Raw genomic sequence first — 22569 nt, 5'->3', positions numbered from 1 at the left:
CGTCAGCCCCTCACCGCGCGCCGGACCCGGGAGAGCAGGCCGCTGCGGGGCGCGGTCGCGGCGCGCACCTCGGCCCGGATCAGCCGGGCCAGCTCCTCGCGCTCGCCGGACTGCAGCGGCACGGACGGCAGGCCGCCCTGCTGCTTGGCGACGGCCTTGCGGACGCCGTAGCTGAAGGCCGCGACCTTCACCAGCGGTCCGCCCAGGGTGGCGGCCACGGTGGAGGAGAGCGCGTTGGCGTTGGCGGCGGCGTCCTGCACGTTGGCGGTGATCTCGTCCACGCGCTCCAGCTGCTCGTTGGCGCTGCGCACCGCGGCGCCCGCGTCGGTCAGCAGCGGCACGGCCTGCTCGGTGACGGCGGAGACCAGGACGGTGGCCTCCTTCAGCACCCGGGAGAGGCGGACCAGCACCACGGCGAGCAGGGTGACCAGGACCGCCCAGAACACGGCGACGAGCAATCCGGCCAGCTCTCCCACGGACACCTTTGCGCGCTCCCTCGCCTTGTTGTTCTCCAGACGGAACCCTATCGCGCCCACGCCCGGTTTCCGGACCGGGTTGTCCGCGCGGCCGATCCGACCGGGTGTGCGATCCGCGCGCGTAACCTACCGGCCGGTCACCTCGTTCTGCCAGGCAGGCCGTCGCGCGGACGGCCCAGCACGCCCGGACCGCGACGGTCCGGCCTGGATCACGGGAGCAGCCCTTGGCCGGCGACTGGAGAGCACAGCCCGGGCGGTCCGCGGCGCGGCCGCCCGAGCCGGAGCACGGCCGGCTGCCGGCCGAGGTGACCGGCTTCGTCGGGCGGCAGCGGGAGTTGGCCGAGCTGGCGGACCTGCTGGCCGCCGCCCGGCTGGTGACGGTGACGGGCCCGGGCGGGGTGGGCAAGAGCCGACTGGCGCTGCGGGCGGCGGCCCGCGCGGGCGGTGTCTTCCCGGACGGCGCCTGGCTGGTGGACGTGGCCCCGGTGCAGGATCCGCTGCTGCTCGGCCACGCCGTCCTGGAGGCCCTGCGGCTGACCGACGGCACCGCCCGTCCGCCGCTGGACGTCCTGACCGAACGACTGGCGGGCCGCCGCATGCTCGTGGTGCTGGACGGCTGCGAGCACCTGGTGGAGTCCTGCGCCGAGCTGGCCGACGCGCTGCTGCGGGCGCTGCCCGGCCTGCGGCTGCTGGCCACCAGCCGCACCGCCCTGCGGGCCTGCGGCGAGCACCTGCTGACCCTGGCGCCGCTGCCGGTCGACCCGCCGCCCGCCGGCCCGGCCGCGGCCGGCGCACTGCCGGACGCGGTGCGGCTGTTCGCCGACCGGGCCCGGGCGGTGCTGCCGTCCTTCGAGGTGACCGAGGCCAACGCGGAGGCGGTCGGCCTGCTCTGCCGCCGGCTGGACGGCATCCCGCTGGCCGTGGAGCTGGCCGCCGGACGGCTGCGCGCGCTGTCGGTGGAGCAGATCACGGCCCGGCTGGACGACCGCTTCCGGCTGCTCACCGGTGGCTCCCGCACGGCGCCGCCGCGGCACCAGACGCTGCGGACGACGATCGGCTGGAGTCATGAGCTCTGCACGGTGCAGGAACGTTTACTCTGGGCCCGCCTCTCGGTCTTCGTCGGCAGTTTCGACCTGGAGGCCGCCGAGTACGTCTGCGCCGGCGAGGGCCTCGAACCCGAGGACGTCCTGGACCTGCTGGACGAGCTGGTCGCCAAGTCCGTGGTGCTGCGCGAGGACAGCGCCTTCGGGGTCCGCTTCCGCCTGCTGGACACCCTGCGCGAGTACGGCGGCCACTGGCTGCGCGCCGCCGGCCAGGAGCAGCGGCTGCTGCGCCGCCACCGGGACTGGTACCTGGGCGTCGCCACCTGGGGCGAGGTCGAGTGGTTCGGCCCCCGGCAGGCCGAGACCGCCGAGCGCACCGAGCTGGCCCACACCAACCTCCGCGCGGCGCTGGAGTTCTGCCTCGGCGAGCCGGGCGAGGAGCAGCTCGCGCTGCTGCTGGCCGGCACGCTCTGGTTCTACTGGGTCGGCTGCGGCCACCTCGGCGAGGGCCGGCACTGGCTGGACCGCGCGCTCGCCCTGGACCGCGAGCCGACCGAGGCCCGCGCCAAGGCGCTCTGGGTCACCGGCTACATGGCCACCCTGCAGGGCGACCTCGCCGCCGCCCGCCCGGCCCTCGAGGAGTGCCGCCGCCAGGCCCTGGACACCGGCGACGACCGGGCACTCGCCTACGCCGTCCACCGCCAGGGCTGCGCCGCGCTGATCGGCGACGACCCGGACCGCGCCGCCGAGCTGTTCGAGGAGGCGCTCTGGCACTACCGGACCATCGGCGAGCTCAACAGCAACGTGGTGATGGCCATGCTGGAGCTGGGCCTGGCCTACCTGTTCCAGGGCGATCTGGACAGCGGCGAGCTCTGGTTCGGCCAGGCCCGCGAGCTGTGCGAGGAGCACGGCGAGCAGTGGGCGTACGCGTACGTGCTGTACGCGACGGCCTACTCGCACTGGCTGGACGGCGCCGTCCAGCCGGCCCGGGCCCTGGCCCGGGAGTGCGTCCGGCTGAACCACCTCTTCCACGACCTGCTCGGCATCGTGCTGGGCATCGACCTGCTGGCACTGCTGGAGACCGAGCCCGGCGGCCCGGGCGAGCCGGGCAACCTGCGCGAGGCCCGGGTGCTGCAGGGCGCCGCGCACCGGATCTGGCGCACGGTCGGCACCCCGTTCCTGGGCTCGCGGAACTTCTTCGGCACCCACCAGGAGTGCGCCGAGCGGGCCCGGGCCGGGCTGAGCGAGCGGGACTACGAGGAGTGCTACCGGGCCGGCACCCTGCTGGACCTGGACGCGGCCGTCTCCCGGGCGCTCGGCGGCGGGGGGTCGGCGGACGGTCCGGAGGCCGGTCCGGGGCCCTGCTCGGTACCGCCCGCCCCGGCACCCTCGCCCGTCCGGAATAGTTGAAACTTGTCCGTTGCTTGAGGAGGCAAGGATCCACCCGGAAGGAGCACCATGGCCGTCCACAACGCCGCCGACGAGTACCGCATGGCGAAGTTCTACTTCGACTCCAAGGCGTACAGCGACGCCGCCCGCATGCTGGAGGGCGTGCTGGCCGACGAGCCGGCCAACCTCTCGGTCCGGCTGCTGCTCGCCCGCAGCTACTACCACTCCGCCCAACTCGGCCGCGCCGAGGCCGAGTTGCACCGGATCCTGGAGGCCGACCCGGCCGAGGACTACGCCCGGCTGATGCTCGGCCGCACCCTGGAGCGCCAGGGCCGCGCCGAGGAGGCCCGCCCGCACCTGCGGCTGGCCGCCGCGATGGCCGGCGAGAGCCTCTGACCTGCCCCGGCTCACCGGCCCCGGCTCATCGGCCACGGCCGACCGGCCGCGACCGGAGAACGCGACCGGGAAAGGGGCGAGCCCCCGCCGCCTCGAAAGGCGACGGGGGCTCGCTCGTGGTCCCGCGAAGAGCGGAGCGGGTCAGCGCGAGTAGTACTCGACGACCAGCTGCTCGTCACAGATCACCGGGACCTCCTTGCGCTGCGGCGCACGGTCCAGGCGGAAGGCCAGGGCCTTCAGGTTGACCTCGAGGTACTTCGGGGTCTGGCCCTCACCCGCGTAGCCACCCTCACGGGCGACCTGGAAGGGGACCTTCTCCTTGGAGCGCTCGCGGACGGTCACCACGTAGCCCGGCTTCATCTGGAACGACGGCTTGTTGACCTTGCCACCGTTGACCTCGATGTGGCCGTGGACGACCATCTGGCGGGCCTGGTAGATGGTGCGGGCGATGCCCGAACGCAGGACCAGGGAGTCCAGACGGGTCTCCAGCTCGGCGACGAGCGCCTCACCGGTCTTGCCCTCGGCCTTCTTCGCGCGGTCGAACGCACGCGACAGCTGCTTCTCGCTCAGGTCGTACTGGGCGCGAAGACGCTGCTTCTCGAGCAGACGGACCTTGTAGTCCGAGTTCTGCTTGCGGCCACGGCCGTGCTGGCCGGGCGGGTACGGGCGGGCCTCGAAGTACTTGACGGACTTCGGGGTCAGCGGCACGCCGAGCGCACGCGCGATCTTGACCTTGGGGCGCTTCTGGTTCGCCATGAACCAAACCTTCCTTGCTTACGAATACGGCTTCACCAGGTGTTGACGGAGGTCGCATCTCGCGACCCGGAGAAAACCCCGCCGCCTGCGCGACGGGATCAGCCGCTCTCCAGAGCCGGGCACGAATGTGCTTGTCACACGGACCGGCCCAGTGGACTGGGCCCGCCCGCGACACCGAAACGGTGCGCGACGCTCCTGGTGCGGGCCCCTCGGAAGGGGCCTACGGCCGGTGTCCCGCTGGTGCGGCCGGTCGGTGGGGTCTCCCCCGCCGCCGTCCCGGGACATGGCACTCCGATCGAGTATACCGGTGGATCACTCGCCCTCGTCCCCGGCCTGCTTCTCGTGCCTGCGCTCCCCGCGCAGCCGCCCCCTGGTCCACTCCACGACGTCCGCGTACCGGGCCTCGCCGCCGCGCCGGGTCGGCCGGTAGTACTCCTTGCCGTGCACCGCGTCCGGCGCGTACTGCTGGGTGGCGATGCCCTCCGGCAGGTCGTGCGGGTACTGGTAGCCCTTGCCGTGGCCGAGCTTGCCCGCGCCGCCGTAGTGCGCGTCCCGCAGGTGCGCCGGCACCGCGCCCGCCAGGCCCTGCCGGACGTCCGCCAGCGCCGCGTCGATCGCCAGGTAGGCCGCGTTCGACTTGGGCGCCAGGGCCAGCGCGATCGCCGCCTGGGAGAGGATGATCCGCGCCTCCGGGAAGCCGATCAGCGCCACCGCCTGCGCGGCCGCCACCGCCGTCTGCAGCGCCGTCGGGTCCGCCAGCCCGACGTCCTCGCTGGCCGAGATCATCAGCCGGCGGGCGATGAACCGCGGGTCCTCGCCCGCCTCGATCATCCGGGCCAGGTAGTGCAGGGTGGCGTCCACGTCGCTGCCGCGGATCGACTTGATCAGCGCGCTCGCCACGTCGTAGTGCTGGTCGCCGTCCTTGTCGTAGCGCACCGCCGCCTGGTTGACGGCCGTCTCCGTGGTGGCCAGCGTGATGGTCGGCTCGCCCTTCTCCAGCGCCGCCCCGGCCGCCGCCTCCAGCGTGGTGAGCGCCCGCCGGGCGTCGCCGCCGGCCAGCCGCACCAGGTGGTCCTCGGCCTCCTCGCTCAGCTCCAGGGCACCCTCCAGGCCGCGCTCGTCGACCACCGCGCGGCGCAGCAGCGCCCGGACGTCCTCGTCGGTCAGCGACTCCAGGGTGAGCAGCAGCGAGCGGGACAGCAGCGGGGAGATCACCGAGAAGTACGGGTTCTCGGTGGTCGCCGCGATCAGGGTGACCCAGCGGTTCTCCACGGCCGGCAGCAGCGAGTCCTGCTGGGCCTTGGAGAAACGGTGGATCTCGTCGAGGAAGAGCACCGTCTCCCGGCCGGACATCCCGACCGCCCGGCGGGCGCCGTCGATCACCGCCCGGACCTCCTTGACCCCGGCGGTGATCGCGGACAGCTCGACGAAGCGCCCCTCGACGGCCTGGCTGATCACGTGCGCCAGGGTGGTCTTCCCGGTGCCGGGCGGCCCCCAGAGGATGACCGAGCTGGTGGCCGCCGGCCCGCGCGAGCCCGCCACCAGCCGCCGCAGCGGCGAGCCGGGCTTCAGCAGCTGCCGCTGCCCGGCCACCTCGTCCAGGGTGCGCGGGCGCATCCGTACGGCCAGCGGCGCCCGCCCGGGCTCCTTGGCCTGGCGTTCCTCGGCGGCAGCGGTGAAGAGGTCCGGTTCGTCCACACCGGAAGCCTATGCGAGGGCGGTGACAGGGCTCAGCCCTGCGGCGGACGGCGGTCCAGCACGACCACCTCGAACTCCTCCACCGACCGCACCGTCACACCCACCGTGGAGGTGACCCGGGCCCGTGCCTCGGCCTGCGGGCCGCGGGAGGCCTCCAGCGCGGCCCGGTCGCGGAAGACCGCACCCACCGAGGCCCGCCCGCGCTCCCGCTGGATCAGCAGGGCGCCGCCGACGAAGCCGTCCATCCGTTCCAGGGCGGGCAGGGTCCGCTCCCGGAACAGCCCGACCAGCCGGTCGGCCGCGGCGGGGTCGAACTCGGCCTGGACGAGGCGGAAGCCCCCGCCCGGCCCGCCCTCCCCGGGCGGCGCGAAGGCCGCCGCCTCCCAGACGTCGACGGCCACCGTCCCGGCGAAGGGCGCCACCAGCTCGGCCCGCCGCCCGCCCAGCTTCGCGTCGCTGTCCCGCTCGGCCTGCGCGTCCTCCCACCAGGAGCCCATGGTGAAGACCCCGAGCTCACGGTTGGCGAAGAGCCCGTAGCCCCGGTAGCCGGGTTCGGCGGAGAGCAGGCCGACGGCCTCCGCGCTGAGGCCGTCGAGGGTCCGGCCGAGCCGGGCCGGGTCGCCGGTGAAGTAGCCGGTGCGCACGAACATGGGCGGGTCTCCTGACGTCCGGCGGGCGCCGCGCGGGCGCCCGCACCGTGGTGGGCACGTCCATCGCACGGCCCCTCACGGGCACCGGCAACGCCACGCGTCCGTTCGGACGCTAACCCAGTGTGGCGGCGTGGTCCGGGACGTACTTCTGCAGGTCGCGCGGGGGCCGCTGGTAGCCGCGGGAGGCCGGGCGGGGCGGCAGCTCGACCTGCGGCGCCTTGATCTCGTGGTACGGCACGGTCGAGAGCAGGTGGGCGATCATGTTGATCCTGGCCCGGCGCTTGTCGTCGCTCTCCACCACGTTCCAGGGCGACTCGGGGATGTCGGTGTGGATGAACATCTCGTCCTTGGCCCGCGAGTAGTCCTCCCAGTGGGCGATCGACTCGACGTCCATCGGGGAGAGCTTCCAGCGCTTCATCGGGTCGTCCAGCCGGTCCCGGAAGCGCCGCTCCTGTTCGGTGTCGCTCACCGAGAACCAGTACTTGCGCAGCAGGATGCCCGCCTCGATCAGCATCCGCTCGAAGGTCGGGCACTGGTGCAGGAACTGCCAGTACTCCTCGTCGGTGCAGAAGCCCATCACCCGCTCGACCCCCGCCCGGTTGTACCAGCTGCGGTCGAACAGCACGATCTCCCCGGCGGCCGGCAGGTGCTCGACGTACCGCTGGAAGTACCACTGGGTCTTCTGCCGCTCGGTCGGCGTGGGCAGCGCCGCGACCCGGGCGATGCGCGGGTTCAGGTACTCCGTCACCCGCTTGATCGCCCCGCCCTTGCCCGCGGCGTCACGTCCCTCGAAGACCACCACCACCCGGGCGCCCCCGACCCGCACCCACTCCTGGAGTTTCACCAGCTCGTACTGCAGCCGCAGCAGCTCCCGCTCGTACGGCCTCCTCGCCAGTCGCTCCGGCTCCGCGGTGCGCTGCTTCTTGGCCACCCTCTGGTCCTCCGTCCGACGTCCGCTGATGAGCACTCACCGTAGGCGCAGCACGGCGAACTCGCAGTCGGAACGAAGCGACGCGGCAGCGGGGCGCGGTCTAGACCGCGACGACGAAGGGCTCGGGGTAGCGGCACAGCCCGCGGGGGGCGCCGTCGTACGCCGGCAGCGGCAGCACCTGGAAGTACGCGTCCGGCACCTCGAACGGGCCGACGACCTCGTGCCGCCCGGCCGGCGTGAAGCCGAACCGCGCGTAGTACCCGGGATCGCCGAGCACGACCACCAGCTTCTCCCCGGCCCGCTCGGCCTCCGACAGCGCCGCCCGGACGACGAGTTCGCCGACGCCCCGGCGCTGCCACTCGGGCGCCACGGCGACCGGCGCGAGCGCCAGCGCTTCGCCGTCGCCGACCTGCAGCCTGGTCAGCAGCGCGTGCCCGACCACCAGCCCGGCCTCGTCGACCGCGACCAGCGACAGCCCGGGCAGCCAGGCCGGATCGCGGCGCAGCGCGTCCACCAGGTCCGCCTCGTCCGGCCCGGGGAACGCGGCCATGTGGACGCGTCTGGTCGCCGGGGCGTCCTGCGGACATTCGACTCTCGTTGTGACCGGCATGAGTCAACCCTCCCTGTGTCACACACCGTTGTGGACCGGCCCCGGACGGTGGGTGGACCGTCCGGGGCCGTTGCAGGTTAGCGGATGACGCTCCGTCAGCCCTTGGGCTGAGCCTCGGACTTGGCGTCCTCGCGGACCTTGGGCTGGGCGTCCACGCCGGCCTCGCGGCGCTGCGCCGGGGTGATCGGGGTCGGAGCACCGGTCAGCGGGTCACCACCGGTGGACGTCTTCGGGAAGGCGATGACGTCGCGGATGGTGTCGTACCCGCCGAGCAGCGTGACGATCCGGTCCAGGCCGAAGGCGACGCCACCGTGCGGCGGCGGGCCGTAGTTGAAGGCGTCCAGCAGGAAGCCGAACTGCGAGGCCGCCTCCTCCTCGGAGAGGCCGATCGCGTCGAACGCCCGCTTCTGCACGTCACGCTGGTGGATACGGATCGAACCGCCGCCCAGCTCCGAGCCGTTGAGGACCAGGTCGTACGCGTTGGACAGCGCCGCACCGGGGTCGGTGTCGAAGGTGTCCAGCGACTCCTTGGTCGGGGCGGTGAACGGGTGGTGCACCGCGTGCCAGCCCTGGAACTGGCCCTTGTCGTCCTCGATCGGCTCGAACATCGGGAAGTCGACGACCCAGAGGAAGGCCCACTTCGACTCGTCGATCAGCTCGCAACGGCGGCCGATCTCCAGACGGGCGGCGCCGAGCAGCTCCTGCGAGGCGCGCTCCTTGCCGGCCGCGAAGAAGATCGCGTCGCCGTTCTTGGCGCCCGCGGCGGCGGCCAGGCCGGCCAGGTGCTCCTCGGAGAGGTTCTTGGCGACGGGGCCGCGCAGCTCGCCGGTCTCGGCGTCGATCAGCACGTAGGCCAGGCCCTTGGCGCCGCGCGCCTTGGCCCAGTCCTGCCAGGCGTCCAGCTGCTTGCGGGGCTGCGAGGCACCGCCGGGCATGACCACGGCGCCGACGTACGGGGCCTGGAAGACGCGGAAGTCGGTGCCCTTGAAGTACTCGGTCAGGTCGGTGAGTTCCTGGCCGAAGCGGACGTCCGGCTTGTCGGAGCCGTAGCGGCCCATGGCGTCCGCGTAGGTCATCCGCGGCAGCGGGTTGGGGACCTCGTAGCCGTGCACCTCGCGCCAGATGGCGCCGATGATCTTCTCGCCGAGGGCCAGGATGTCCTCCTGGTCGACGAACGAGGCCTCGATGTCCAGCTGGGTGAACTCCGGCTGCCGGTCGGCGCGGAAGTCCTCGTCGCGGAAGCAGCGGGCGATCTGGTAGTAGCGCTCCATGCCGGCCACCATCAGCAGCTGCTTGAACAGCTGGGGCGACTGCGGCAGCGCGTACCAGTGGCCGGGCTGCAGGCGGACCGGGACGAGGAAGTCGCGGGCGCCCTCGGGGGTGGAGCGGGTGAGGTACGGCGTCTCGATGTCGAGGAAGTCGTTCTCCTCCATCACCCGGCGGATGATGTTGTTGACCTTGGAGCGCAGCCGCAGGCCCTTGGCCGGGCCCTCACGGCGCAGGTCCAGGTAGCGGTAGCGCAGCCGGACCTCCTCGTTGACCGTGCCGGGCTCGTACTCGGCGACCGGGAAGGGCAGCGGCGCGGCCTCGGAGAGCACCTCGATCTCGCTGACCACGACCTCGACGGCACCGGTCGGGATGTCCGGGTTCTCGTTGCCCTCGGGGCGGACGCGGACGTCGCCGACGACCTTGACGCAGTACTCGGCACGCAGGCCGTGCACCGAGTCCAGGTCGCGGACCACGATCTGCACGGTGCCGGAGGCGTCCCGCAGGTCGATGAAGGCCACGCCGCCGTGGTCGCGGCGGCGGGCGACCCAGCCGGCCAGGGTGACGGTGGTGCCTGCGTGCTCCGGGCGGAGCGTGCCCGCGTCGTGCGTGCGGATCACAGCTGCTTCTCCTTCAGGGTGGTGACGAGTGCGTCGAGGGCGACGGGGGTCTGCTCGCCGGTGGACATGTCCTTGAGCTGGACGACGCCCTCGGCGAGGTCCCGGTCCCCGGCGATCAGGGCGAAGCGGGCGCCGGACCGGTCGGCGGACTTCATGGCGTTCTTGATGCTCTTGACGCCGAAGGCGAGGTCGGTGGCGACGCCGGCCCGGCGCAGCTCGACCACCTTGGCGAACAGGAGGTTCTTGGCCTCCTCGCCGAGCGCGACGGCGTACACGGAGGTGGCGGCCGGCAGGTCGAGGTCGACGCCCTCGGCCTCCAGGGCCAGGTAGGTGCGGTCGACGCCGAGCGCCCAGCCCACGGACGGCAGCGCCGGGCCGCCGATCATCTCCGACAGGCCGTCGTAGCGGCCGCCGCCGCCGATCGCGGACTGCGCGCCGAGGCCGTTGTGCACGAACTCGAAGGTGGTGCGGGTGTAGTAGTCCAGGCCGCGGACCAGCTTCGGGTCGTCGACGAAGGCCACGCCGTTGGCGGTGAGCAGCTCGCGGACCTTCTCGTCGTACGCCTTGCACTCCTCGCACAGGTAGTCGCGGAGCATCGGGGCGTCGGCGAGCTGGGCCTGCACCGACTCGCGCTTGTCGTCCAGCACGCGCAGCGGGTTGATCTCCGCGCGGCGGCGGGTGTCCTCGTCCAGGTCCAGGCCGGAGAGGAACTCGATCAGCGCGGCGCGGTAGACCGGGCGGCACTGCTTGTCGCCGAGGCTGTTGAGCAGCAGCGAGTAGTCGCTCAGGCCCAGCGAGCGGAAGGCGTCGTCGGCCAGGATGATCAGCTCGGCGTCCAGCGCCGGGTCCTCGGCGCCGATGGCCTCCGCGCCGACCTGGGAGAACTGGCGGTAGCGGCCCTTCTGGGCGCGCTCGTAGCGGTAGTACGAGCCGGAGTACCAGAGCTTGACCGGCAGGTTGCCCTGCTTGTGCAGGTTGGCCTGGAGCGCGGCGCGCAGCACCGAGGCGGTGCCCTCCGGGCGCAGCGCGAGCTCGTCGCCGCCCTTGGTGGTGAGGGTGTACATCTCCTTGGAGACGATGTCGGTGGACTCGCCGACGCCGCGGGAGAACAGCTTCACGTCCTCGAAGACCGGGGTCTCGACGTAGCCGTAGCCGGCCCGGCGGGCGGGCGCGGCGATGCGCTCGCGGATCGCCAGGAAGGTCGCGGAGCTGGGGGGCAGCAGGTCGTAGGTGCCCTTGGGGGCGGTGAAGGTGCTCAACTTCTCTTCCGTCACATTCCTCGTCGCGGGAAAGCCGGGGCGCCGGCCGCCCCCGCTGCCTGTCGGAGGTAGGGGTTGGTGGCGCGCTCGCGGCCGATGGTGGTCTGACCGCCGTGGCCGGAGAGGACCACGGTGGAGTCGTCGAGGGGCAGGCACACCCGGGCCAGCGACGCCATGATCGCCTCGCCGTCCCCGCCCGGGAGGTCGGTACGCCCGATGGAGCCGGCGAACAGCAGGTCGCCCGAGAAGAGCACCGGGGGGAGGTCCTCGGCACCGGGCGTCCGGAAGGTCACCGACCCCCCGGTATGGCCCGGGGCGTGGTCCACGGTGAGCTGCAGGCCGGCCAGCTCCAGCACGCTGCCGTCGGTGAGCTCGCGGACGTCGTCGGGCTCGCCGACGGTCAGTTCACCCATCAGCTGGGTGCCCAGGGAGCGGCCGAGCGCCTTCTCCGGGTCGGACATCATGTACCGGTCCTCGGGGTGGATCCAGGCCGGGACGCCGCGGGCGCCGCAGACCGGGACCACCGAGGCCACGTGGTCGATGTGGCCGTGCGTGAGCAGCACGGCGACGGGCTTCAGCCGGTGCTCGCGGACCAGTTCCTCGACGCCGCGGGCGGCCTGGTGGCCGGGGTCGACGATGACGCACTCCTCGCCCGCCGCCGGAGCGACCAGGTAGCAGTTGGTGCCCCAGGCTCCAGCGGGGAATCCGGCGATGAACACGCGCGTCCTTCGGGTGTGCGGCGGTCGGCTGGCGAGGACCGGTGGTGCGGGAACCACCAGTGGTGATGCTGTCTATGTGGTCATTCAGGGGCAGCCTACCGGCGGTCCGGCTCCGGTTGCGAACCAGATACGGGTGGTGGGACGCGGCCGCCTGACAGGTTCACCACGTTCTTACGGGCCCGGTCCCTACACTTGGCCGCCGGGGGATGCGATGATCCGCTCCGGAATCCATCCACTTTTCCAGCACATCCGTAGGAGACACGGCCGGTGGTCAGCAGCGAACAGCGGCGGCGGCAGCTCGCCCGCGAGAAGTACGAGCGCCAGATGGAGCGCCGGGTCGCGGCGGCGGCCGCGCGCAGGCGTCGCAACACGATCCTGGGCGCCTCGCTGGCCGTCGTGGTCCTGGCCGGCGGCGGCACGCTGATCGCCACCGGCGCGTTCAGCTCGGACGACAAGGACAAGAGCGCCTCCGCCGCGAGCAGCGCGCAGGCCGCCCCGACCCAGGCGAACGAGCCGACCACGCCGACCCGCAAGCCGGTCGAGGGCTGCACCACCCCGGCGCCGGGCGCGCCCAACGGCAAGAAGTGGCAGGCCGAGCCGGCCATGTCGATCGACCCGGCCGCCTCGTACACGATGGCCCTGGACACCACCTGCGGCAAGGTGACGATCGCGCTGGACGCGGCCAAGGCCCCGCACACCGTGAACTCGTTCTCGTTCCTGGCGGGCGAGCAGTACTTCGACCACACCAAGTGCCACCGCCTCACCACGGACGGCATCTTCGTGCTGCAGTGCGGTGACCCGACCGCCAGTGCGACCGTCCCCGGCGGCTCCGGCGACCCGGGCTACAAGTTCGCCGACGAGAACCTGACCGGCGCGACCTACCCGGCGGGCACCGTGGCGATGGCCAACTCCGGCGCCGGCACCAACGGGAGCCAGTTCTTCCTGGTCTACAAGGACACCCAGCTGCCGCCGAAGTACACCCCCTTCGGCAAGATCACCGGCGGCCTGGACGTGGTGCAGAAGATCGCCGCCGCCGGCACCCTGGAGGGCCGCTCGGACGGCCACCCGATGGCCGACGTGACCCTCAACTCCGTTACGGTGTCGAAGGGTTGACCATCCCCGGGGCATCCGGCGACCGGCCTGCGGGCCGCCGTCGCCGGGCCCCGGACCGAAATCGCCCGGCCCGGATGCGGACAGCACCGGGCCTGGTCGCCTATGTTGGCGTTGTATAGGGTGCCCGGACCCGCCCAGCCGTCACACCCTCGGCAGCAAGGCAGGGCGGACGGGGACGGCGGACTCATCGGTCCGCCGCACATCAACTGTGGACGACGGACGCGCGCCGCCCCGGCGCGGGCGCGACGTCATGTGGAGGACGCGCTATGAGCAGCGACCCGTGGGGCCGTGTGGACGAGCAGGGCACGGTCTACGTCAGGACGGCCGACGGCGAACGCGTCGTGGGTTCCTGGCAGGCCGGCTCGCCCGAGGAGGCCCTCGCCTACTTCGAGCGCAAGTACCAGGGCATCGAGGTGGAGATCGGCCTGCTGGAGAAGCGGGTGCGCACCACCGACCTGGCCGCCAAGGACGCCCAGACCGCGCTGGAGCACCTGCGCGCGCAGGTGGTCGAGGGGCACGCGGTCGGCGACCTGGACGCCCTGGCCAAGCGGCTGGACACGCTGGCCGGCGAGATCGAGAGCCGGCGCGAGGAGCGCAAGGCCGCCCGTGCCAAGGCACAGGACGAGGCCCGCGCCGCCAAGGAGGCCCTGGTCACCGAGGCCGAGCAGCTCGCCGAGTCCACCCAGTGGCGGGAGGCCGGCGACCGGCTGCGTGCCCTGGTGGACACCTGGAAGGGCCTGCCGCGCCTGGACCGCAAGAGCGACGACGAGCTGTGGCACCGCTTCTCGCACGCCCGCTCGGTCTTCTCCAAGCACCGCAAGGCGCACTTCGCCACCCTGGACGCCGAGCGCGACAGGGCCCGGCAGACCAAGGAGGCGCTGGTCGCCGAGGCCGAGGCGCTGTCCTCGTCCACGGACTGGGGCAGCACCGCCGCGGCCTACCGCGACCTGATGGCGCGCTGGAAGGGTGCCGGCCGGGCCCAGCGGGACATCGAGGACGAGCTGTGGGCGCGGTTCCGCGGCGCGCAGGACGTGTTCTTCCAGGCCCGCTCCGCGGTGTTCAGCGAGCGCGACGCCGAGCAGGTGGAGAACCAGAAGCTCAAGGAGGCGCTGGCCACCGAGGCCGAGGCGATCCTGCCGATCACCGACCTGAAGGCCGCCAAGGCCGCGCTGCGCGAGATCAACGAGCGCTGGGAGGCGATCGGGCACGTGCCGCGCGAGGTCCGTCCGAAGCTGGACGGCCGGCTGAACGCGGTCGAGCGCGCCATCCGCGAGGCCGAGGAGGCCGAGTGGAAGCGCTCCAACCCGGAGGCCAAGGCCCGCGCGGCCGGCATGGTGGGCCTCTTCCAGGCCAAGGCCGACAAGCTCCAGGCCGACCTGGACAAGGCCCGCGCGGCGGGTAACTCCGCCAAGGCCGCCAAGCTGGAGTCCGAGCTGGCCGGCGTGCAGACCCTGCTGGAGCAGGCGCACAAGAGCCAGGAGGAGTTCAGCGGCTGATCCACCCGCTGAACGGGTGGACCTCTGAACGGTGCACACGACGAAGGCCCCCGGGGAGCGTCCCGGGGGCCTTCGTCGCACCCGCTACTTGCGGGCGGAGGTGACGCGGTAGACGTCGTACACGCCCTCGACGCCGCGCACCGCCTTGAGCACGTGCCCGAGGTGCTTCGGGTCGCCCATCTCGAAGGTGAAGCGGCTCATCGCCACCCGGTCGCGGGAGGTCTGGACCGCCGCCGACAGGATGTTGACGTGCTGGTCGGAGAGCACCCGGGTGACGTCCGACAGCAGGCGCGAGCGGTCCAGCGCCTCGACCTGGATGGCCACCAGGAAGACCGAGGACTGGGTGGCCGCCCACTCGACGTCGATCATGCGCTCCGGCTGCTGGCTCAGCGCCTCCACGTTGACGCAGTCGGCGCGGTGCACCGAGACGCCGTTGCCACGGGTCACGAAGCCGACGATCGGGTCGCCCGGCACCGGGGTGCAGCAGCGGGAGAGCTTGACCCAGACGTCCTCGACGCCCTTGACGATCACGCCCGGGTCGCCCTTGGCCCGGCGGCGCGCCGCGCGGCGGGTGTCGTGCGTCGGCGTGGCGGTCTCCGCCAGGTCCTCGGTGGCACCCTCCTCGCCGCCGAGCGCCTGGACCAGCTTCTGCACGATGTTCTGCGCGGCGACGTGGCCCTCGCCGATCGCGGCGTAGAGCGAGGAGATGTCGGGGTAGCGCATCTCGTGGGCCAGGGTGACCAGCGAGTCGCCGGTCAGGATCCGCTGGATCGGCAGGCCCTGCTTGCGCATCGCCCGGACGATCGCCTCCTTGCCGTGCTCGATCGCCTCCTCGCGACGCTCCTTGGAGAACCAGGCGCGGATCTTGTTGCGGGCGCGCGGCGACTTGACGAAGCCCAGCCAGTCCCGGGAGGGGCCGGCGTTCTCCGCCTTGGAGGTGAACACCTCGACGGTGTCGCCGTTCTCCAGGGTCGACTCGAGCGGCACCAGCCGCCCGTTCACCCGGGCGCCTATCGTCCGGTAGCCGACCTCGGTGTGCACCGCGAAGGCGAAGTCGACCGGGGTCGCACCGGCCGGCAGGGCTATCACGTCGCCCTTGGGCGTGAAGACGAAGACCTCGTTGCTGGCCAGGTCGAAGCGGAGCGACTCCAGGAACTCGCCCGGGTCGGCGGTCTCCTTCTGCCAGTCCAGCAGCTGCCGCAGCCAGGCCATCTCGTTGACGGCGCCGGCCTTGTCGTCCTTGCGGGTCTGGGTCGGGGTGTCGGTGCGGACCTTGGACGCCCCGGCCACGGCGCGCTGCTTGTACTTCCAGTGCGCGGCGATGCCGTACTCGGCCCGCCGGTGCATGTCGAAGGTGCGGATCTGCAGCTCGACGGGCTTCCCGCCGGGACCGATCACCGTCGTGTGCAGCGACTGGTACATGTTGAACTTGGGCATCGCGATGTAGTCCTTGAACCGCCCCGGCACCGGGTTCCACCGCGCGTGGATGGTGCCCAGCGCCGCGTAGCAGTCGCGGACGGTGTCGACCAGGACCCGGATGCCCACCAGGTCGTAGATCTCCGCGAAGTCCCGGCCCCGGACGATCATCTTCTGGTAGACCGAGTAGTAGTGCTTCGGCCGACCGGTGACGGAGGCGGTGATGCGGGCGCCCCGCAGGTCCGCCTGGACCTGGTCGATGACGGTCGCCAGGTACTCGTCCCGCTTGGGGGCGCGCTCGGCGACCAGCCGGACGATCTCGTCGTACATCTTGGGGTAGAGGATCGCGAAGGCGAGGTCCTCCAGCTCCCACTTGATGGTGTTCATGCCCAGCCGGTGCGCCAGCGGGGCGTAGATCTCCAGCGTCTCGCGGGCCTTCTTCTCCTGCTTCTCCCGCTTGAGGTAGCGCATCGTGCGCATGTTGTGCAGGCGGTCGGCGAGCTTGATCACCAGGACCCGCGGGTCCTTGGCCATCGCGACGACCATCTTGCGGACGGTCTCGGCCTGCGCGGCCTCACCGAACTTGACCCGGTCCAGCTTGGTGACGCCGTCCACCAGCAGGGCCACCGAGTCGCCGAAGTCCTTGCGCAGGGTCTCCAGGCCGTAGTCGGTGTCCTCGACGGTGTCGTGCAGCAGCCCGGCCATCAGGGTCGGGGCGTCCATGCCGAGCTCGGCGAGGATCGTCGCGACGGCCAGCGGGTGGGTGATGTACGGGTCGCCGCTCTTGCGCTTCTGCCCGCGGTGCCACTTCTCGGCCACCGCGTAGGCGCGCTCGATGTCGCGCAGCAGCGCCGGGTCGGCCTTGGGGTCGTTCGCCCGGATCGACCGGAACAGCGGCTCCAGGACGGGGTTGAGCACGCTGGAGCGCTGACCGCCGAGGCGGGCCAGCCGGGCGCGCATGCCGCCGGTGGAGCCACGGCCCGAGGGGGCGAGCGAACGCGAGGAGGTCGGCGCCGGGCGTGCCGGGGTGGCCCCCGAGGGCGTGGGACGGTTTTCGGGGGCGGCCGCTGCGGCCGTGGGCACAACCTCGTCGGGCAAGGACAACTCCTCGGGGCACCGGGCCGACCCCTGCCGTGGCCCGAACGCACGGACACAACCGGGAGGGGATGAATCTTCATGGTACCGAGCCGGGCGGCCGGGTGTTCATCCGGCCGGGCCCGGAAACGGAAGGGCGGCGGTCGGATGTTCCGACCGCCGCCCTTCGCGCGGGTTCCTCAGACCGTGACCAGCGTCTCCAGCGGAGCGCCGCCCAGGTGCCCGGCCAGCCGCTCGCGGCCGTCCAGGAAGCCCAGCTCCATCAGCACCACGACGCCCGCCAGCTCGGCGCCGGCCTCCTTCACCAGGTCCAGCGAGGCACCGATGGTCCCGCCGGTGGCCAGCACGTCGTCCACCACCAGCACCCGCTCACCGGGCGCGAAGGCGTCGCACTGCACCTCCAGCGTCGCCGAGCCGTACTCCAGCTCGTACGAGCGCCGGAACACCTCGCCGGGCAGCTTGCCCTGCTTGCGGATCGGCACGAAGCCGAGCCCGGCCGCGAAGGCCGCCGGAGCCGCCAGCACGAAGCCGCGCGCCTCCAGGCCCACCACCTTGGTCGCCCCGAGCGCCTTCGCCCGGTCCGCCAGCGCCCGGGTGAGGGCGCCGAAGGCCTCGGCGTCGGCGAGCAGCGGCGCGATGTCCTTGAACAGCACGCCCGGCTTCGGGTAGTCCGGGACGTCCCGGATCCGGCTGTTCAGCAGCTCGGCCAGGGTGGTGTCGGCGGTGGTCACGGTGGGGGGTCCTTAGGGGTAGGGGCTCAGCGCTTGGTGGACGGACGGCCCTTGGCACGGGTGCCGGCCGAGCGGCCACGCTGACCGACCATACCCGCAGGCTGGCCCTCGTCCACGCCCTCGTCCCCGGGCACCGCGTCCTCGGCCTTGGCGGCCGCGGCCCGGTGCTGCAGGACGCGCTTACGCAGCGCCTTCATGTCCGGCTGCTCCTCCTTGAGCTGCGCCAGCAACGGGGTGGCGACGCAGATCGAGGAGTAGGCACCGGCCGCGAGACCGATGAACAGCGCGAGCGAGATGTCGTTCAGCGTGCCGGCGCCCAGGATGCCGCCACCGATGAACAGCAGCGCGGCGACCGGCAGCAGCGCCACCACGGTGGTGTTGAGCGAGCGCACCAGGGTCTGGTTGAGGCCGGCGTTGGCCGCCTCGCTGTAGGTGAGCTTGTTCTGCTTGGTGAGCCCCTTGGTGTTCTCCTTCACGGTGTCGAAGACGACGACCGTGTCGTACAGCGAGTACCCGAGGATCGTCAGGAAGCCGATCACCGTACCGGGGGTGACCTCGAAGCCCACCAGGGCGTAGACCCCGATGGTGATCAGGAGGTCGTGGATGAGGGCGACCAGGGCGGCCACCGCCATCCGCCACTCGAAGGCGATCGCCAGGTACGCCGTCACCAGGATCATGAAGATGATCAGACCCGTGATGGCCTTGTTGGAGATCTGCTTGCCCCAGCTGGGGCCGATCACCTGGGCCTCGACGGTGTCCAGCGGAACGCCGATCTTCTCGGCGAGCTGCGAGCGCACCTCGTCGGAGCTCTTGGGCTCCTCGGTGCTGACCTGGATGCGGATCTTGCCGTTGTCGGTCGACTGCACCAGCGGGTGCGAGGAGACGACCTGGTCGGCCTTCTCCTGCGCCTGCGAGACGGTCAGGCCGGGCTTGGCCACGGTGTAGACCGAGCCGCCCTTGAACTCGATGCCCAGGTGCAGGCCCATGGCCAGGCCGATCGCCGCGACCAGCACGATCACGCCGGAGATGGAGTACCAGAGCTTGCGGCGACCGACGAAGTCGAAGCTGACTTCACCCTGGTAGAGCCGGTGGCCCAGGTTGGAGAAGCGTGACACGGTGTCAGGCCTCCTTCACGGCGGCAGAGGAGGAGCTACGGCGACGGCTGCTGCGCAGCGGCGGGCGGGCGCCCAGCCGCTTCGGGTCCAGACCGGACCACGGGTGACCGTCGAGGAAGAACTTGCGGCGGGCCAGCAGCGTGATCAGCGGCTTGGTGAAGAGGAAGATCACCACGACGTCGAGCGCGGTGGTCAGACCCAGCGTGAACGCGAAGCCCTGGACCTTGCCGACCGAGACCACGTAGAGCACGGCGGCACAGAGGAAGGACACGAAGTCCGAGACCAGGATGGTGCGCCGGGCGCGCGGCCAGGCCCGCTGGACCGCCGGGCGCAGCGGGGCGCCCTCGCGGACCTCGTCGCGGATGCGCTCGAAGTACACGATGAAGGAGTCTGCGGTGATGCCGATCGCGACGATCGCACCGCAGACCGCGGGCAGGTTCAGCGCGAAGCCGATCCCGCCGCCGAGCAGGCTCATGATCGAGTAGGTCAGGGCCGCCGAGACGAGCAGACCGGCGATCGAGACCAGGCCGAGGCCGCGGTAGTAGACCAGCGAGTACACGACGACCAGCAGCATGCCGATCGCGCCGGCGATCAGACCGGCCTTGAGCTGGTCACTGCCCAGCGCCGGGGACACCGTGGTGATGTCGCTCTTGGTGAACTCCAGCGGCAGGGCGCCGAAGCTCAGCACGTTGGACAGGTCCTGCGCCTCGGCCTGGGTGAAGCGGCCGGTGATGACCGCGCTGCCACCCGGGATCGGGCCGTTGACCTGCGGGTGCGAGACGACCTGGTTGTCCAGCACGATGGCGAACTGGTTGGTCGGCGGGGTCTGGGTGGCCAGCTGGCCGGTGACCTTGGCGAAGGCGTCGGTGCCGGTGCCGTTGAACTGCAGCTGCACCTGCCAGCCGGCACCGGTCTGGGTGTCGATGGTGGCCTGCGCCTTGGAGACGTCCGCGCCCTTCACGGCCGCGGGGCCGAGGGCCAGCTTCTCGTAGTAGCCGTTCTCGGCCTTCTGGGAGCAGGCGACGACGGCCTTGTCCTCGGGGCCGGTCTGGGCGGCGCGCACCTCGGGCTTGGAGCAGTCGAGGGCGGCGAAGGCGGCGGACAGCTCCGGCGGCACGGTGCCCTGGGTCATCGCGGCGCTCAGGTCCGCGGCGGACGGCGGGGTGGCCGGGGCGCTCGGGGTGCCGGTGGCGGCCGGAGCCGCACTGCCGGTGGCGGAGGGGGCCGCGCCGGTGGCGGCGGCGGACGGGGTGGCGCCCTCGGCGGCCAGCGCCTCACCGACGGTGCGGCCCTGCTTGGTGGCGCTCGCGGTCGCGGACGGCGTACCGGTCGCGGCGGGGGCGGTGGCCGCGTGGGTGGCACCGGCCGACGGGGTCGCGCCCGGGGTACCGGCGGCACCGGCGGACGGGGTCGCGGCCGGGGTGCCGGTGGCACCGGCGGACGGCGTGCCGCTGGGAGCCGGGGCGGTGACGCCGCTCGGGGCGACGGCCAGGACCGGGCGGAAGAACAGCTTCGCGGTGGTACCGACCTGGTCCGCCGCGTTCTGCCGGTCGCCGCCCTTGGGGATGTTCACGATGATCGTGCTGTCGCCCTGGGTCTGGACCTCCGCCTCGGAGACACCCATACCGTTGACGCGGCGCTCGATGATCCCGGTGGCGATGTCCATGTTGGACTTGTTGATCGCCTTGGGGTCGGTCGACTTCGCGGTCAGCGTGATGCTGGTGCCACCGGCGAGGTCGATCCCGAGCCGGGGCTTGGTGTTGCCCGTCCCGAACATGAGGGCGACCAGTCCGACGGTGACGACCAGGATGAGGGCCAGCGCCCGCCCTGGGTAGCCGTCGCGCGGGCGCGACTTGGGTGTTGCCACCTTGCTCGTTTCTCCCTGTCCATGCCACATCCCCGACCGGACCCCCGTCCGGCTCGTGGCTGGACAGGGGTCTGAGTGGTTCTGCGGCCCTGAGGTCCTGTGGGCTCGCGGCACTGTGCCGCGCGACCGGGCGGGTTGCCCGGCCGTACTACTTGCTCGCGGGAGCCCCGCCCTCGACGTCGCCCTTCTCGGCGCTGTCCTTGGTGAGCGACAGCGGCTTGTCCTCGACCGGCTCGGCGTCGGCGTCCTCGGCCTCCGGCTCGGGGAGCTCGTCGTCGGCGGGGCGACCGTTGATGATCGCGTCGTACTCCTGGGGGTCCAGGACGGCCGCGATCGCGCTCTTGGTGAAGTGGGTGACCACGCCGGGCGCGATCTCCAGCTCGACGGTCTCCTCGTTGACCGCCTTCACCTGGGCGTACAGACCGCCGATGGTGCGCACGCCCGCCCCGGGCTCCAGCGAGGTCTGCATGCTCTGCATCTGCTGCTGGCGCTTCTTCTGCGACCGGAACATGAGCACGATCGCGATGATCGGGAGGAGAAGGATGATGAGGTTCACTGCAGCCAGGGTCCTTTACGGGCCGCCGGCCGGCGGCCTGTGTGGTATGGGTCGGCCCGTCGGGTGAGAGGGGCGGTCCGGCGGAGTCTATGCAACCCCGAATCGATCGGACAACGCCAAGCATCGCATCCTGCCGCCGAAAGTGGCGACCCTCCGCCTGCACAGTTTCCCCGGGCCCCGCTCGCGGCTCCCCCGTACCGCGCGCCGGTGGCCCCGGCCGGGACCGTCACCCCGCGCGGCTCACCCGTTCAGCCGATGACGGTCAACTTCCGTCGGCGGGGAAGAGCTCCGGCTGCGGCGGGACGCCCCCGCGGGTGGTCTGGACCGGCGGGGTCTGGACCGGTGGGGTCAGGCCGAGGTGCTGCCAGGCCGCGGCGGTGGCGATCCGCCCGCGCGGGGTCCGGGCGAGCAGCCCCTCGCGGACCAGGAAGGGCTCGGCGACCTCCTCGACCGTCTCGGACTCCTCCCCCACCGCGACCGCGAGGGTCGACAAGCCGACCGGTCCGCCGCCGAACAGCCTGAGCAGCGCGTCCAGCACCGCGCGGTCCAGCCGGTCCAGGCCGCGGGCGTCCACCTCGTAGACGTCCAGCGCCTGGGCGGCGATCTCCGCGGTGACCTGCCCGTCGTGCCGGACCTGCGCGTAGTCGCGGACCCGGCGCAGCAGCCGGTTGGCGATGCGCGGGGTGCCGCGCGAGCGCCCGGCGATCTCGGCGGCGCCGGCCGGGTCTATCTCCACGTCCAGCAGCGTGGCCGAGCGGTGCACCACCCGCTGCAGCTCGGCCGGCGCGTAGAACTCCATGTGGCCGGTGAAACCGAAGCGGTCGCGCAGCGGGGGCGGCAGCAGACCGGCCCGGGTGGTGGCACCGACGAGGGTGAAGGGCGGCAGCTCCAGCGGGATGGCGGTGGCGCCCGGGCCCTTGCCGACGATCACGTCGACCCGGAAGTCCTCCATCGCCATGTAGAGCATCTCCTCGGCGGGCCGGGACATCCGGTGGATCTCGTCGAGGAAGAGCACCTCCCCCTCGGTGAGCGAGGAGAGGATCGCCGCGAGGTCCCCCGCGTGCTGGATGGCCGGGCCGGAGGTGATCCGGATCGGGGCGCCCAGCTCAGCGGCGATGATCATCGACAGCGTGGTCTTGCCCAGCCCGGGCGGCCCGCTCAGCAGCACGTGGTCGGGCGCGCTGCCGCGCTTGCGGGCGGCCTGGAGCACCAGGGACAGCTGCTCGCGCACCCGCTCCTGACCGATGAACTCGTCCAGCAGCTTGGGGCGCAGCGCCGCCTCCACCGCCTGGTCCTCGCCGTCGGCGGCGGCCGTGACCAGCCGGTCGGCGGATTCCGGGTCGTACATCGTTGCGGGCTCCCGAGTC

At 72.3% G+C, this 22569-nt stretch carries 19 protein-coding genes; 4 read left to right on the top strand and 15 right to left on the bottom strand.

Translation table 11 applies throughout. The features are described from left to right. Positions 1-2 precede the first annotated feature (2 nt). On the bottom strand, positions 3-482 hold the full coding sequence (locus ACIRD3_RS17095) for a DUF948 domain-containing protein (RefSeq protein WP_402216754.1): 480 nt from the start codon (positions 480-482) through the stop codon (positions 3-5). Positions 483-700: 218 nt separating this feature from the next. Here ACIRD3_RS17095 and ACIRD3_RS17090 point away from each other — a divergent pair, with 218 nt between their 5' ends. Both ACIRD3_RS17090 and ACIRD3_RS17085 read left to right on the top strand, forming a co-directional pair. Next, complete coding sequence (locus ACIRD3_RS17090; RefSeq protein ID WP_402216751.1) at positions 701-2929, top strand: ATP-binding protein; 2229 nt, start codon at positions 701-703, stop codon at positions 2927-2929. A 48-nt stretch (positions 2930-2977) separates the two neighbouring features. Then, positions 2978-3304 carry a tetratricopeptide repeat protein gene (locus tag ACIRD3_RS17085; RefSeq protein ID WP_402216749.1) on the top strand — a complete coding sequence of 109 codons (327 nt, stop codon included), beginning with the start codon at positions 2978-2980 and terminating at the stop codon, positions 3302-3304. Between the two features lie 141 nt (positions 3305-3445). On the opposite strand, the gene rpsD is transcribed toward ACIRD3_RS17085, so the two are convergent. The 8 genes from rpsD to ACIRD3_RS17045 all read right to left on the bottom strand — a co-directional run bounded on the left by rpsD (position 3446) and on the right by ACIRD3_RS17045 (position 11813). Continuing rightward, positions 3446-4060 (bottom strand): 30S ribosomal protein S4, encoded by a 615-nt coding sequence (gene rpsD / locus ACIRD3_RS17080; RefSeq protein ID WP_270148363.1) that lies wholly within the window; start codon positions 4058-4060, stop codon positions 3446-3448. Between the two features lie 312 nt (positions 4061-4372). Beyond that, positions 4373-5758 (bottom strand): replication-associated recombination protein A, encoded by a 1386-nt coding sequence (locus tag ACIRD3_RS17075; RefSeq protein WP_402216746.1) that lies wholly within the window; start codon positions 5756-5758, stop codon positions 4373-4375. 32 nt (positions 5759-5790) lie between these two features. After that, a complete protein-coding gene (locus tag ACIRD3_RS17070; RefSeq protein WP_402216744.1) occupies positions 5791-6408 on the bottom strand; it encodes an antibiotic biosynthesis monooxygenase in 618 nt (205 codons plus the stop codon). Between the two features lie 112 nt (positions 6409-6520). After that, on the bottom strand, positions 6521-7339 hold the full coding sequence (ppk2, locus tag ACIRD3_RS17065; protein WP_402216741.1) for a polyphosphate kinase 2: 819 nt from the start codon (positions 7337-7339) through the stop codon (positions 6521-6523). Between the two features lie 100 nt (positions 7340-7439). Then, entirely contained in the window at positions 7440-7949 is a 510-nt protein-coding gene (locus ACIRD3_RS17060; protein ID WP_402216738.1) for a GNAT family N-acetyltransferase, read from the bottom strand. Positions 7950-8044: 95 nt separating this feature from the next. After that, the gene (aspS, locus tag ACIRD3_RS17055) at positions 8045-9835 is read right to left on the bottom strand and encodes an aspartate--tRNA ligase (protein ID WP_402216737.1); all 1791 of its coding nucleotides are present in this window, start codon (positions 9833-9835) and stop codon (positions 8045-8047) included. Beyond that, the gene (hisS, locus tag ACIRD3_RS17050) at positions 9832-11094 is read right to left on the bottom strand and encodes a histidine--tRNA ligase (RefSeq protein ID WP_402216735.1); all 1263 of its coding nucleotides are present in this window, start codon (positions 11092-11094) and stop codon (positions 9832-9834) included. Before hisS ends, aspS begins: the two co-directional genes overlap by 4 nt. Positions 11095-11105: 11 nt before the next feature. Continuing rightward, positions 11106-11813 (bottom strand): MBL fold metallo-hydrolase, encoded by a 708-nt coding sequence (locus ACIRD3_RS17045; protein ID WP_402216732.1) that lies wholly within the window; start codon positions 11811-11813, stop codon positions 11106-11108. A gap of 267 nt (positions 11814-12080) precedes the next feature. Here ACIRD3_RS17045 and ACIRD3_RS17040 point away from each other — a divergent pair, with 267 nt between their 5' ends. Both ACIRD3_RS17040 and ACIRD3_RS17035 read left to right on the top strand, forming a co-directional pair. Further along, the gene (locus ACIRD3_RS17040; RefSeq protein WP_402216730.1) at positions 12081-12926 is read left to right on the top strand and encodes a peptidylprolyl isomerase; all 846 of its coding nucleotides are present in this window, start codon (positions 12081-12083) and stop codon (positions 12924-12926) included. 266 nt (positions 12927-13192) lie between these two features. Next, the gene (locus ACIRD3_RS17035) at positions 13193-14422 is read left to right on the top strand and encodes a DUF349 domain-containing protein (protein WP_402216728.1); all 1230 of its coding nucleotides are present in this window, start codon (positions 13193-13195) and stop codon (positions 14420-14422) included. Between the two features lie 84 nt (positions 14423-14506). Here the strand turns inward: ACIRD3_RS17035 and ACIRD3_RS17030 are convergent, their stop codons facing one another. From ACIRD3_RS17030 to ruvB, 6 genes are all read right to left on the bottom strand, one after another. Then, entirely contained in the window at positions 14507-16921 is a 2415-nt protein-coding gene (locus ACIRD3_RS17030; protein ID WP_402217060.1) for a RelA/SpoT family protein, read from the bottom strand. Positions 16922-17112: 191 nt separating this feature from the next. Then, positions 17113-17664, bottom strand: a complete 552-nt coding sequence (locus ACIRD3_RS17025; RefSeq protein ID WP_402216725.1) for an adenine phosphoribosyltransferase — start codon at positions 17662-17664, stop codon at positions 17113-17115. Between the two features lie 26 nt (positions 17665-17690). Next, positions 17691-18779 carry a protein translocase subunit SecF gene (gene secF / locus ACIRD3_RS17020; protein WP_402216722.1) on the bottom strand — a complete coding sequence of 363 codons (1089 nt, stop codon included), beginning with the start codon at positions 18777-18779 and terminating at the stop codon, positions 17691-17693. Between the two features lie 4 nt (positions 18780-18783). Then, positions 18784-20646: a protein translocase subunit SecD gene (gene secD / locus ACIRD3_RS17015; RefSeq protein ID WP_402216720.1), complete on the bottom strand. Its 1863-nt coding sequence runs from the start codon at positions 20644-20646 to the stop codon at positions 18784-18786. 148 nt (positions 20647-20794) lie between these two features. After that, positions 20795-21202, bottom strand: coding sequence for a preprotein translocase subunit YajC (yajC, locus tag ACIRD3_RS17010; protein WP_402216717.1), 408 nt, complete (start codon positions 21200-21202; stop codon positions 20795-20797). Between the two features lie 262 nt (positions 21203-21464). Then, positions 21465-22550 (bottom strand): Holliday junction branch migration DNA helicase RuvB, encoded by a 1086-nt coding sequence (gene ruvB, locus ACIRD3_RS17005; protein WP_402216714.1) that lies wholly within the window; start codon positions 22548-22550, stop codon positions 21465-21467. Positions 22551-22569: the final 19 nt, after the last annotated feature.

It is taken from the genome of Kitasatospora sp. NPDC093550 (genome assembly GCF_044764985.1).
In the GTDB taxonomy this organism is placed as follows: Bacteria; Actinomycetota; Actinomycetes; order Streptomycetales; family Streptomycetaceae; genus Kitasatospora.
This window is presented reverse-complemented; position numbering and strand designations above follow the sequence as displayed.

Bases quoted from the DNA above. Each gene is read 5' to 3' on its own strand.
- ACIRD3_RS17085 (WP_402216749.1), top strand. From the start codon at position 2,978: ATGGCCGTCCACAACGCCGCCGACGAGTACCGCATGGCGAAGTTCTAC.
- rpsD (WP_270148363.1), bottom strand. From the start codon at position 4,060: ATGGCGAACCAGAAGCGCCCCAAGGTCAAGATCGCGCGTGCGCTCGGC.
- ACIRD3_RS17070 (WP_402216744.1), bottom strand. From the start codon at position 6,408: ATGTTCGTGCGCACCGGCTACTTCACCGGCGACCCGGCCCGGCTCGGC.
- ACIRD3_RS17060 (WP_402216738.1), bottom strand. From the start codon at position 7,949: ATGCCGGTCACAACGAGAGTCGAATGTCCGCAGGACGCCCCGGCGACC.
- ACIRD3_RS17035 (WP_402216728.1), top strand. From the start codon at position 13,193: ATGAGCAGCGACCCGTGGGGCCGTGTGGACGAGCAGGGCACGGTCTAC.
- ruvB (WP_402216714.1), bottom strand. From the start codon at position 22,550: ATGTACGACCCGGAATCCGCCGACCGGCTGGTCACGGCCGCCGCCGAC.